Below are 12,338 nucleotides of genomic sequence, written 5' to 3' on the forward strand. Positions count from 1 at the left end.
TCGACCTGGGCACCAACGCCGAGAGCGGCGTGGCCCACCGCTTCGAGTTCCTGAGTGCTCCCAACCTGCACTGGCCGGACACGATCTTCTCGTTCGACCACGGCACCGGCATCCTCTACACCTGCGATGCCTTCGGGCTGCACTACTGCTCCGACGATCTCTACGACGTGGATCCGGGCGCCATCGCCCCCGACTTCCGCTTCTACTACGACTGCCTGATGGGCCCGAACGCCCGCAGCGTTCTGCAGGCTCTCAAGCGCATGGAGGGATTGCCGCCGATCAGCACGATCGCCGTGGGCCACGGGCCGCTGCTGCGCCACCATCTGTCGCTCTGGGTCGACGACTACCGCAGCTGGAGCAGCGAGCGCAGCAGCGGCGAGGCCTATGCCGCCGTCTGCTACCTGAGCCAGTACGGCTTCTGCGACCGGCTCAGCCAGGCGATCGCGCGCGGCATCGGCAAGGCAGGCGCCGCGGTCCAGCTGGTGGATCTGCGCGCCACCGACGCCCAGGAACTCGCCGCCCTGATCGGCGAGGCCAGCGCCGTGGTGGTGCCCACCTGGCCGGCCAGTGCGGATGCGGATCTGCAGGCCTCGATCGGCACGCTGCTGGCGGCCCTGAAACCGAAGCAGTGGGTGGCCTGCTACGACGCCTTCGGCGGCAACGACGAGCCGATCGACACCGTGGCCAACCAGCTGCGCACCCTGGGCCAGAAGACCGCCTTCGAGCCGCTGCGCATTCGCCAGGTGCCCCAGACCGGCGACTATCAGCGCTGCGAGGAAGCGGGGACCGATCTGGGTCAGCTGCTCACCAAGGCGAAGGCGATCGAGGCGATGAAGGCCCTCGACGGCGACCTGGACAAGGCCCTCGGCCGGCTGTCCGGTGGGCTCTATGTGGTGACCGCCCGCCAGGGGACGGGTGAGGACAGCCGCAGCGGCGCCATGGTGGCCAGCTGGGTGAGCCAGGCCAGCTTCGATCCGCCGGGCATCACCGTGGCCGTGGCGAAGGACCGGGCGATCGAGGCCCTCCTGCAGGTTGACGATCGCTTCGTGCTCAACATCCTGCGGGATGACAACCACCAGCAGCTGCTGCGCCACTTTCTGCGGCGCTTCCCACCGGGCGCCGACCGCTTCGCCGGCGTGAACACCCTTGATGGAGTGGCCGCCGGCGGACCGGTCCTGGGCGATGCGCTGGCCTACCTGGGCTGCCGCGTGGCCCAGCGCATGGAGGGGCCTGACCACTGGATCATCTACGCCGTGGTGGAGGAGGGCAACGTGGCCGACACCCAGGCGGCCACTGCCGTGCATCACCGCAAGGTGGGGAACCACTACTGATGACGGCCTCCCCCAGCACGACGTCTACGCCGCTGCCGTCGGTGGCCGATCGGCGGATGGTCGTGCTGCCTCTGGAGCCCGGTCTGCTCTGCCTGCGGGGTCTCAGCCCCCGACGGGTGCGTTTCGAGGTGGAGTACGGGCTCGAGCGCGGCACGACCGCCAACAGCTTCCTGTTCGAGGCGGGCACCGCCGCCGATGGCCACGCCGTGCCACCGGTTCTCATCCACCCGCCGGGGATGACCTATGCGGAGCCCTTCTTCGCCGCCCTGGCGGAGCTGGTGCCGGCCGACCTGCCCATGAAGGTGGTGGTGGGGGTGGTGAATCCCAACCGGGTGGAGCTGCTGCGGGCGATGGCGGCCCGCTGGCCGAACCTGGCCCTGGTGGCCTCCAATGCCGGCGCCCAGCTGGTTCGGGAGCTGTGGGAGCAGCGCCGGCCCGGCAGCCCCGAACCGGCCACGCCCCTGCCCCTGCCTCCGATCGACGTGATCCGGCAGGAAGCCAGCCGTCCCCTGGCGGGCCATCTGCGGCTGCGGCTCATCCCCGCTNCCNCCCCCCGCTGGCCCGGCGCCCTGATGGCCTTCGAGGAGAACAGCGGCCTGCTGATGAGCAGCAAGTTCTTCTCCGCCCACATCTGTGTGGAGAGCTTCGCGGAGGCGAACCGCAGCAGCACGGAGGAGGACCGCCGCTGGTTCTACGACTGCCTGATGGCCCCGATGGCCCGGCAGGTGGAGATGGTGCTCGATCGGATCGACGAGCTGCCGATCCGCACGATCGCCCCCTTTCACGGCCCGGCGATCGCCGAGAGCTGGCGCAGCCTGCTGACCGACTACCGGCGCTGGGGGGAGGGCCAGACCCGCTCGAGGCTGTCCGTGGCCCTCCTCTACGCCAGCGCCTACGGCAACACGGCAGCCATCGCCGATGCCCTGGCCCGGGGGGTGTCCCGCACAGGCGTGCGGGTGGAAAGCATCAACTGCGAATTCAGCGAGCCGGAGCAGCTCCTTGCGGCCATTCGCTCCTGCGACGCGCTGCTGATCGGCTCCCCAACCCTGGGGGGCCACGCCCCCACGCCGATCGTCTCAGCCCTGGGCACGGTGCTGGCCGAAGGCGATCGCGGCAGACCCGTGGGTGTCTTCGGCAGTTTCGGCTGGAGCGGCGAAGCCTCGATCTGCTCGAGACCAAGCTGCGCGACGGCGGCTTCCGCTTCGCCTTCGAACCGATCAAGGTGAAATTCAGCCCCGATGCCGCCGCGATCAAGACGATCGAGGAAACCGGCACCGCCCTGGGGCGGGAGTTGCGCGCCGCTCAGCGCCGCAGCGAGCGGCGTGCGCCTTCCGGTGGGCTGCAGGAGAGCCGCACCGGCCCAACGATGCAGGCTCTCGGCCGGGTGGTCGGCTCCCTGTGCGTGCTCAGCACCGTGAAGGGCGAAGGCGAGAACCGTCTCAACGGCGCCATGGTGGCCAGCTGGGTGAGCCAGGCCAGCTTTGCCCCTCCTGGACTCACGGTGGCCGTGGCCAAGGATCGCGCGGTCGAGGCCCTGCTCCACATCGGCGATCGCTTCGTGCTCAATGTGCTGGCCGCCGGCCGGGAGGGCGGGCCGATGAAGCAGTTCCTGAAGCCGTTCGCGCCCGGTGCAGACCGCTTCGCGGGGCTGGAGCTGCAGGAGAGCCCAGCAGGCCAGCCGATCCTGCCGGTGGCCCTGGCCTGGCTGGAGGCCACGGTGAAGCAGCGGATGGAATGCGGCGACCACTGGCTCCTCTACGCCCAGGTGGAGCACGGCGGTCTGCTCGATCCGCAGGGGGTCACGGCCGTGCACCAGCGCCGCAGCGGCGCCAGCTACTGACAACCAGCCGGCCGGGGATGCTTAAGGCAACGTCATGAAAAGTGGAAGCAATCCGGGTGATTCAAAGGTCCTGCGCCCTTGCCCCATCTAAATACGACTTCCGCTTCTGCGCCATGCCAGCGCCGATGGCTCCGTCAAGTACCCGCCCCGTCCGCGTGCCTGGCGAGGCCCTGAGCTATCGAGGATTCCAGCTGGAACAGCAGCCTGACCTGAGCTGGACTGTTCAGCACGGCGATGGAGGGCCGATGCGCNGGGGGTGGCAACCGGTCAGGCTTCACGACGCCTCCGAGTTCGCTGGCCGATGTGAAGGCCCTGATCGACTGGCACCTGGATCAGGCGGCGTAGGGCGGGGTCGGGTCGCTGCCACCGGCCTGTTCATGGTCCCCGCAATGAAGGCTGACTGAGCTGAAATCGGCCCGACTCGGATGGGGAGTCGAGCTGGCCGCAATTCCAACAGATTGGGTTGGAAACACAAGCCTGAATAACCAGGCGAATGGTGCGGTTTCCTCAGGAGATGGCAACCTGCGGCTGGGCCACTTTCTGCACTGCCAACTGTTCCACGGCCAGATCTTCCATCGAGGGACAGGTGCAGACCAGATTGCGATCCCCGTANGCGTTGTCGATACGCGCCACCGCCGGCCAGAACTTGTTGGCCCGTTGCGCATCACCGGCCGGGAAGGCTGCCTGCTGCCGGCTGTAGGGGTGAGGCCACTGGTCCGCCGTCACCGCCGCCAGGGTGTGGGGGGCCTGCTTGAGCGGGTTGTCGAGCGGGTCAGCGGCACCGCTCTCGATCGCGGCCGCCTCGGCCCGGATCGCGATCATGGCGGCGCAGAAGCGATCCAGCTCCGCCAGCGACTCGCTCTCGGTGGGCTCCACCATCACCGTGCCGGCCACGGGCCAGCTCACGGTGGGGGCATGGAAGCCGTAGTCCATCAGGCGCTTGGCCAGATCATCCACCTCCAGGCCACAGCTCCGCTTGAGCAGACGCAGATCGAGGATGCACTCATGGGCGACACGGCCGCCGGCGCCGCGGTAGAGCACCGGGAAGTGGGGATCGAGCCGTTCGGCCAGCAGGTTGGCCGCCAGTAGGGCCACCAGGCTGGCGCGGCGCAGTCCGGCGCCGCCCATCAGGCGGATGTACATCCAGCTGATCGGCAGGATCGCCGCACTGCCCCAGGGCGCCGCCGCGACGGGGCCCACTCCGGACGCGTTCGGGTCGAGTGGATGACCGGGCAGGAACGGCAGCAGGTGTTCCGCCACCGCAATCGGCCCGACACCGGGGCCGCCGCCGCCATGGGGGATGCAGAAGGTCTTGTGCAGATTGAGGTGGCACACGTCAGCGCCGTAGAGCCCCGGCTTGCACAGGCCCACCTGGGCATTGAGGTTGGCGCCGTCGAGGTACACCTGACCGCCGTGGGCGTGCACCCGCTCGCAGATGCGGCGGATGGCGGTTTCGAACACCCCGTGGGTGGAGGGGTAGGTCACCATCAGCGCGGCCAGTTCGGCGGCATGGGCCTCGGCCTTGGCCTCCAGGTCCAACAGGTCGATGTTGCCCTGGGCGTCGCAGGCCACCGGCACCACCCGCAGGCCCGCCATCACGGCGCTGGCGGGATTGGTGCCGTGAGCACTGGTGGGGATCAGGCAGATGTCGCGCCGGGCCTCCCCGCGGCTGCGATGCCAGGCCCGGATCGCCAGCAGCCCGGCATATTCCCCCTGGGAGCCGGCGTTGGGTTGCAGCGACACGCCGGCAAACCCGGTGATGGCCGCCAGCCACTGCTCCAGATCCCGCACCAGCCGCTGATAGCCGCGGGTCTGATCGGCAGGGGCGAAAGGATGCAGCTGGCTGAAGGCCGGCCAGCTCACCGGCGCCAGCTCGGCCGCAGCATTGAGCTTCATCGTGCAGCTGCCGAGCGGGATCATGCCGTGCACCAGCGACAGGTCGCGGGCGGCCAGCCGCTGGATGTAGCGCAGCAGCTCGGTTTCGCTGCGGTAGCGCTGGAAGGGCTCCTGGAGCAGCCAGGCGCCCTGCCGCTGCGGAACGGCGGCGGCGTTCCAGGCCGCAGCCGCGTCTTCGTCGGCCGCAGCCAGTGCCCTGGCGCAGGCGTCCCGGGCGGCAGCGGCCGCCTCGCCATCGTCTGCGGCCAGGGCGGTGAGCAGATGATCCAGCTCGTGGGAGCTGCTGAGCTCATCGAGACTGATCCCCAGGCCATCGGCGCCGCGGTGGAGGTTGAAGCCGCCGGCCAGGGCCGCCGCAGCCACGGTGCGACCCGCTCCGGGGCCAACGGCAGCCAGAGCGTGCCGAAGCCGGCCCCGGGCTGCGGCGGGAGGCCGAGGGCGATGAGCCCGGCGGTCAGGGCCTGGCGCAGGCTGCGGATGCGGCGGGCGATCGCCTCGAGCCCCTCTGGACCGTGGTGAACGGCATAGAAGCCGGCCATCACCGCGAGCAGCACCTGGGCCGTGCAGATGTTGCTGGTGGCCTTGTCACGCCGGATGTGCTGCTCGCGGGTCTGGAGGGCGAGGCGCAGCGCCGGCCGGCCCTCCGCATCCAGCGAACGGCCCACCAGGCGGCCGGGGATCTGGCGTTTGTAGGCCTCGCGGGTGGCGAAGAAGGCGGCGTGGGGACCGCCACAGCCCATCGGCACCCCGAAGCGCTGGGCACTGCCGATGGCGATGTCGGCTCCCAGTTCGCCCACCGGCGCCAGCAGCACCTGGGCCAGGGGATCGACCGCCACCGCGCTGATCACACCGGCCGCCCCGGCGGCGCTCAGCAGGGGCCGGGGGTCCCAGAGACCGCCGCGACGGCCGGGCAGCTGCAGCAGCACCCCGAAGGCATCATCCGGAAAGACCGTGAGTGTCTCGGCCGCCACCGGCTCGATGACGATGCCGAGGGGTTCAGCCCGGGTGCGAAGCACCGCCAGGGTCTGAAGGAACACCTGGTCATCGACCAGGAAGCGGCGGGCACCCTGGCGGGGGCACACCGCCAGGGCCAGCGCCATGGCCTCGGCCGCCGCCGTGGCTTCATCGAGCAGCGAGGCGTTGGCGATCGGCAGACCGGTGAGCTCGCTGATCAGGGTCTGGAAGTTGAGCAGGGCCTCGAGCCGCCCCTGGGCGATCTCCGCCTGATACGGGGTGTAGGCGGTGTACCAGCAGGGGTTCTCGAGCACATGCCGCTGGATCAGCGCCGGCGTGGCGGTGCCGTAGTACCCCTGGCCGATCAGGGAACGCACCACCTGGTTGCGGGAGCTGATCGCCGCCAGTTCCGCCAGGGCCTCCGCCTCGCTGCAGGGCAGCGGCAGTCCCGCTTCAGCGGCCTCGGGCGGCAGCAGGATGTCGCCCGGCACCACCTGCTCGGCCAGCTGCTCGAGGCTCTCCAGGCCCAGTTCCGCCAGCATGCGCCGCTGATCAGCCGCGTCCGGGCCGATGTGGCGTGGCTCGAAGCAGGCGGGGTTCAGCGACCCGTTCAAGGCATCCAGCATCACTGACCCTGCACTTGGGCGGCGTAGCCGGCGGCATCCATCAGCGCCTCGATCTGACCGGGGTCGGACGGGCGCACCAGCAGCAACCAGCCCTCGCCATAGGGATCGTTCTGCAGTTCCTCCGGACTGGCAAGCACCGCCTCGTTGCGGGCCTCCACCACACCGCTGATCGGGGCCACCAGCTCCTCCACCGCCTTCACCGATTCCACCGTGCCGAAACTGCGGCCCTGTTCCAGGGCCGCGCCGGGCTCCGGCAGCTCCACGAACACGATGTCGCCCAGTTGATCCACCGCGAAGGCGCTGAGGCCCAGCCGGGCCAGCCCCCCCTCGAGCAGCACCGTCTCATGACTGTCGGTGTAGCGACGGTCGTCGGGGAAGGAGAGCGCCATGGCGGAGGAGCGGGGCTGGGTCGGCAGTGGGCGTCAGTCTGTCGGAAGCAGGCCGGCTTCGGCCAACGCCGACAGCGCCCGCTCCAGGGCGATGGCGATGTGGGCGCGATGGCTTCCCCCCTGCACGTAGAGCACATAGGGCTCCCGCAGCGGAGCATCGGCGGAGAACTCACTGGTGCTGCCGTCGATGAAGGTGCCGCCGGCCATCACCAGCTCACTGGCGTAGCCCGGCATCGGGGCCGGCACCGGATCGAGGTAGGAGCCGATCGGCGAGGCGGCCTGGAAGGCTCGGCATATCGTTGTCAGCCGTTCCGGCGTGCCGAGTCGCACCGCCTGGATGCCGTCGCTCCGCTCGCCGCCTGGAGCGGGGTTCACGTCAAAACCCAGATCGCTGAACACCTGCGCCACCAGCTCAGCGCCGATCAGGGCTTCCGCCACCATCTGGGGCGCCAGGAACATCCCCTGAAACAGCAGCCGGTTGAGATCGAAGCTGCTGCCGCCCTCGCTGCCGATGCCCGGCGCGGTGAGCCGGCAGCAGGCCTGCTCCACCAGCGCGGCCCGGCCGGCCACATAGCCGCCGCTGGGGGCGATCGTGCCGCCGAGGTTCTTGATCAGCGAGCCGGCGATCAGGTCAGCCCCCACCGCAGGCGGCTCCAGATCCTGCACCAGCTCCCCGTAGCAGTTGTCCACGAACACCACGCAGTCAGACTGCCGGGCCTTCACCCGCTCCACCAGGCGGCCGATCTCGGCCACCGGGAGCGACCGCCGCCAGCTGTAACCACAGCTCCGCTGGATCAGGACCATCCGGGGCGGGCTGGCCAGGGCATCGCCCAGTCCCTCCCAGTCGACCTCACCATCGGGCAGCAGCTGCAGTTCGTCGTAGGCGACACCGAACTCCGCCAGCGAACCCTGGCCCCTGCCCCGCAGGCCGATCACCTCCTCGAGGGTGTCGTAGGGACGGCCGGTGAGGGCCAGCAGACGGTCACCGGGCCGCAGCACGCCGAACAGGGCCGCGGTGATCGCGTGGGTGCCGCTCACGAACTGAAGCCGCACAGCGGCGGCCTCGGCCTGCAGCACCCGCGCCACCACGCGATCGAGCACCTCGCGGCCCTGGTCGCCATGGCCGTAACCGCTCACCGAGGCGAAGTGCTGCACCCCCACTCGCTCGGCGGCGAAGGCGGCCAGCACCCGCTCCAGCCGCGGCTTCACAGCCGCCGTGTGCCGTGCGGCGAGGGGCGTGAGACGCTCGAAGGCCTGGGCCACCCGCCCAGCGGCCCAGGCGCGGCTGTCGGACGGGGGCATGGGGCTGGAGACCGACATCCGGCCCATGTTGCCGGGCAAGAGGGCGGCTAGATAGCCGCGCGGCCTGTAGCGCGGAGCCAGGGATTCCACCGCGGCGCCAGCTGATCCCCAGGACCTGACGCCGGCCCCTGGCCGTACTCGCGCAACTCCGGCCTTGGTGGTTCGTTCGAATCCGCCCCGGTCCCACCTCCTCCCCCCCCCCCCGGCTGAGGAGCCGCGCGACAGGGCCATGCCGCTGCCCGGCCAGCCCCGCAGCTTCGACTCACCCCGCTGGCTGGAGCGCAGCCTGGTGACCATGGGGGCGCTGGCCTGCCAGAGCGGAGCGATCGAGTGGGTGGGCCTGCACTGCCATCACCACAAGTTTTCAGACCAGCCCAACGACCACCACGATGCCGCCCGCGGGCTGTGGCGGGCACACCGCGAATGGATGCTGCATGAGATTCCGGCTCTGCAGCATGTGGCGCAGCTCACCGGCGACCTGCAGGGCGATCTCTTCTAGCGCCGGCTGGTTCGAGCTCGACATCCCCTGGCAGCACATCCGCCTGCTGCGGGCCCTGGGTCTGGCCCGGCGGGTGCGGCTGGCTCGCTACTGAAGATCCTGGAGCCGGGCCCGGATCGCCGCTGCCAGCTCCACACCGCCGGCCTCCGCGCCGCCGCTGAGGTCGCGGCCGCGGCGGCGGAGCAGCTCGAGAAACCGATCAGGCTCCAGTTCGTCCTCGCCGGCGGCCCCCAGGGCCGCCAGGGTGCGCCGCAGATCGGGGAGCTCGGCAGTCAGCTCGGCAGCGGTGAAGTCGCGCTGGCCGGCCATCACCGCCGCGAAGCGCTCACGCCGCTGCCGCTTGGGCACTGGATACGCGGCCAGAACCTGCTCGCGGCAGAGCCGCCAGGGCCGCCCGGCCGTGAACAGCTCAGCCAGGGCGGCACTCAGGCGGGCGGCCTCCAGCTCGCTGACGCGCAGGTCATAGGCCGGCGGTGGCGGGCGCTGCCCCACGAACACCTCCAGCAACTCGCCCGGGCCCAGCACCGGCTGACCATCGACCTGCACCGGCAGGGCGGAGGCCTCCAGGGCAGCGATCAGCTCGGGCTGACCGTCGAGGCGGGCGCGCAGCGTCTCGCTCAGCTGCCCCTGCCGAACCTCGCTGGCCAGCAACTGGTTGATCCGGCCCAGGGCCAGGAAGACTTCAGGCCCGGGGGAAGCCAGCTTGCCGTTGCGCAGCATCGAGAGCTGGCTGTTATGGATGCGGCCGAGGTCGAGAGCATCCGCCAGGGCCGGCAGCACCCGATGGCTCCAGCCATTGCGCTCATGCCACAGCCGGATCAGATGGGCAAAGGCCACGCGACCGGCGGCGAGCTCCTCCCGATACCCCATCGATTCAGCCGCCCTCGATGATCCGGATTCGTATTGCTACCATGGTAGCGATTGATCAGGAGACGGTCCTGTATGGCCGCCACATCCCTTGCCGGTTCCCCGGCTGNCCGCCNNTCCGCCGGGCCCCCAGCCCGNCGCCACCCGCCGCCCGGCGTTCATCAATGAGGGCATCAACGGGATCCGCCGCGCCTCAGCGCTGCACAGGCCCCGNCGCCGGCGAACCCGCGCCCCACATCAAGCGGGGCACCCGCTGGGGCACCGTGCTGTTCATGGTGGCCATCCATGCTCTGGCGGTGGTGGCCCTGCTGCCCCGCTTCTGGAGCCTGCCCGCCGTCGCCAGCTTCCTGGTGCTCTACTGGGTCACCGCCTGCCTGGGCGTGACGATCGGCTACCACCGCCTGCTCAGCCACCGCGCCTTCCGGGTGCCTCGCTGGCTGGAGCGCTTCTTCACCACCTGTGGCGCCCTGAGCTGCCAGCACGGCCCGATCGACTNGGTGGGTCTGCACCGGCACCATCACAAGTTCTCGGATACGGAGGTGGATCACCACACCAGCCTGAAGGGCTTCTGGTGGAGCCACATGGGCTGGATGTTCCACACGATCCCCGCCATGGGGGCCGTGCCCCGGCTCACCGGCGATCTGGCCAGGGATCCCTACTACCGCTGGCTGAACAACTGGTTCCTGGTGCTGCAGTTGCCCCTCGCTGGCCTGCTCTTCTGGATCGGCACGATCACGGGAGCCGGTGGCTGGGCCCTGGTGCTCTGGGGCATCCCCCTCCGCCTGGTGGTGGTCTATCACTGCACCTGGCTGGTGAATTCGGCCACCCACCTGTGGGGCGAGACGGCCCACGACAGCGGTGACGGCTCCCGCAACAACCCGTTGGTGGCCGCGCTCACCTTCGGTGAGGGCTGGCACAACAACCACCACGCCTTCCCCCACTCGGCCCGCCACGGCTTCGGTCGCCAGATCGACCTCACCTGGCAGCACATCCGCCTGCTGCGCCGCCTCGGCCTCGCCACCGAGGTGCGCCTGCCCCGGGCAGCCGCTCCCGGCGCCAGCCCCATCGCGTAGGCTGCTCGATCGGCTCGCCAACAGATCCCCGTACCTGCACCATGGCCAAGCGCGTTCAAGTCGTTCTCAGCGAAGACGTCCTCAGCCTGGGCAGGGACGGAGACCTGGTGGAAGTGGCCCCCNGCTACGCCCGCAACTTCCTGCTTCCCACCGGCAAGGCCGTTCCCCTCACCCCGGCGGTGATGCGCCAGGTGGAGGCCCGGCGCGCCAAGGAAGCCGAGCGGCAGGCCGCCCTCAAGGCCGAGGCCGAGGCGTTCCGCACCGCTCTGGCCACCATCGGCCGCTTCACCGTGAAGAAGCAGACCGGTGGTGATGACGTGCTGTTCGGCACCGTGACCAACGGTGATGTGGCCGAGGCCATCGAGGCCGCCACCAAGAAGGAGGTCGACCGCCGCAGCATCAGCGTGCCGGAGATCCACCGCACCGGCTCCTACAAGGTTCAGGTCAAGCTCCACCCCGAGGTCACCGCCGAGATCAACCTCGAGGTGATCAGCCACTGAGGTCCAGGCGGGCCTTCGGCCGACCTGAGCTCGCCCTTCAGGGGCCTGCACGCTCCCGCCGGCCACCCCAGCCATGGGGTGGCCTTTGTGTTGAGGCCCCACCGGCAGCGCTCCAGGGGTGGCTCAAACGCCCCATCCCCAGCCAAGATCGAACACCCGCCCGCCACGCCTCCACGACCGCCATGGTGAGCGTTCCCCTCAACCCGAGCGGCCGTGAGGCCCGGCAGCGGCGCAGTGCCGGACCTGAGGCCGGCGCGGAGGCCCGCTTCGAGGCCCTGCCCGATGCGGTGCCGCCCCAGAACCTGGAAGCCGAGGAGGCCGTGCTGGGCGGCATCCTGCTGGACCCCGACGCCATCGGCCGCGTGGCCGACCTGCTGCGCCTGATGCCTTCTATCTGAGCGCTCACCGGGAGATCTACCGCACCGCCCTGATGCTGCACGGCCAGGGCAAACCGACCGACCTCACCGCGATGACCGCCTGGCTGGCCGACACCGGCCAGCTGGAGAAGGTGGGCGGCCAGGGGCGGCTGGTGGAGCTGGTGGAGCGGATCAGTTCCACGGCCTCGATCGAGCAGGTGGCACGGCTGGTCCATGACAAACATCTGCGCCGCCAGCTGATCCGCTCCGGCAACACGGTGATCGCCCTCGGCTTCGATGCGAGCAAGCCGATGGATCAGGTGCTCGACGAGGCCGAGCAGACGATCTTCGCGATCAGTCAGGAGAAGCCCAGCCAGGGCCTCACCCCGACGGCCGAGATCCTCACCAGCACCTTCAACGAGATCGAGAGCCGCTCCCTGGGCACTGCGGTGGCCGGCATCCCGGTGAACTTCTACGACCTGGATGCCATCACCCAGGGGCTGCAGCGCAGCGATCTGATCATCGTCGCCGGCCGACCGGCCATGGGCAAGACCTCGATCGTGCTCAACATCGCCAAGAACGTGGCCCAGCTGCACCAGCTGCCGGTCTGCGTCTTCTCGCTGGAGATGAGCAAGGAGCAGCTCACCTACCGGCTGCTGTCGATGGAGGTGGGGATCGAGAGCGGCCGGCTGCGCACCGGCCGGC

The 12,338-nt window shown here is 70.1% G+C and carries 6 protein-coding genes and 4 pseudogenes; 6 read left to right on the plus strand and 4 right to left on the minus strand.

Features of this window, described 5'->3' with window-relative positions:
- Together SYNGFB01_RS10050 and SYNGFB01_RS10055 are read left to right on the plus strand one after the other, a co-directional pair.
- Positions 1 to 1,331: diflavin flavoprotein (locus tag SYNGFB01_RS10050; protein WP_048017917.1), on the plus strand; the 1,331-nt coding region annotated here is incomplete at its 5' end.
- A pseudogene (locus tag SYNGFB01_RS10055) lies at positions 1,331 to 3,171 on the plus strand (diflavin flavoprotein). The gene SYNGFB01_RS10050 and the pseudogene SYNGFB01_RS10055, both read left to right, overlap by 1 nt.
- 507 nt (positions 3,172 to 3,678) lie before the next feature.
- On the opposite strand, the pseudogene gcvP reads toward SYNGFB01_RS10055, so the two are convergent.
- From gcvP to SYNGFB01_RS10070, 3 genes and pseudogenes are all read right to left on the minus strand, one after another.
- A pseudogene (gene gcvP / locus SYNGFB01_RS10060) lies at positions 3,679 to 6,647 on the minus strand (aminomethyl-transferring glycine dehydrogenase).
- Complete coding sequence (gene gcvH, locus SYNGFB01_RS10065) at positions 6,647 to 7,036, minus strand: glycine cleavage system protein GcvH (RefSeq protein ID WP_048017918.1); 390 nt, start codon at positions 7,034 to 7,036, stop codon at positions 6,647 to 6,649. Before gcvH ends, gcvP begins: the two are co-directional and overlap by 1 nt.
- Positions 7,037 to 7,069: 33 nt before the next feature.
- Positions 7,070 to 8,338: a methionine gamma-lyase family protein gene (locus SYNGFB01_RS10070; RefSeq protein ID WP_048017922.1), complete on the minus strand. Its 1,269-nt coding sequence runs from the start codon at positions 8,336 to 8,338 to the stop codon at positions 7,070 to 7,072.
- Positions 8,339 to 8,588: 250 nt separating this feature from the next.
- Between SYNGFB01_RS10070 and SYNGFB01_RS10075 the strand changes: the two are divergent.
- Positions 8,589 to 8,834 (plus strand): annotated as a pseudogene (locus SYNGFB01_RS10075) (acyl-CoA desaturase); the annotation flags it as partial.
- A 90-nt stretch (positions 8,835 to 8,924) separates the two neighbouring features.
- Here the strand turns inward: SYNGFB01_RS10075 and SYNGFB01_RS10080 are convergent.
- Complete coding sequence (locus SYNGFB01_RS10080) at positions 8,925 to 9,707, minus strand: hypothetical protein (protein WP_048017920.1); 783 nt, start codon at positions 9,705 to 9,707, stop codon at positions 8,925 to 8,927.
- 161 nt (positions 9,708 to 9,868) lie between these two features.
- On the opposite strand from SYNGFB01_RS10080, the gene SYNGFB01_RS10085 reads away from it, so the two are divergent.
- The 3 genes and pseudogenes from SYNGFB01_RS10085 to SYNGFB01_RS10095 form a co-directional block, all read left to right on the plus strand.
- Positions 9,869 to 10,777 (plus strand): fatty acid desaturase, encoded by a 909-nt coding sequence (locus SYNGFB01_RS10085; protein WP_152669612.1) that lies wholly within the window; start codon positions 9,869 to 9,871, stop codon positions 10,775 to 10,777.
- A gap of 41 nt (positions 10,778 to 10,818) precedes the next feature.
- Positions 10,819 to 11,277: a 50S ribosomal protein L9 gene (rplI, locus tag SYNGFB01_RS10090; RefSeq protein ID WP_048017921.1), complete on the plus strand. Its 459-nt coding sequence runs from the start codon at positions 10,819 to 10,821 to the stop codon at positions 11,275 to 11,277.
- A gap of 182 nt (positions 11,278 to 11,459) precedes the next feature.
- A pseudogene (locus SYNGFB01_RS10095) lies at positions 11,460 to 12,338 on the plus strand (DnaB-like helicase N-terminal domain-containing protein); the annotation flags it as partial.

Source organism: Synechococcus sp. GFB01 (genome assembly GCF_001039265.1).
Classification (GTDB): domain Bacteria; phylum Cyanobacteriota; class Cyanobacteriia; order PCC-6307; family Cyanobiaceae; genus NIES-981.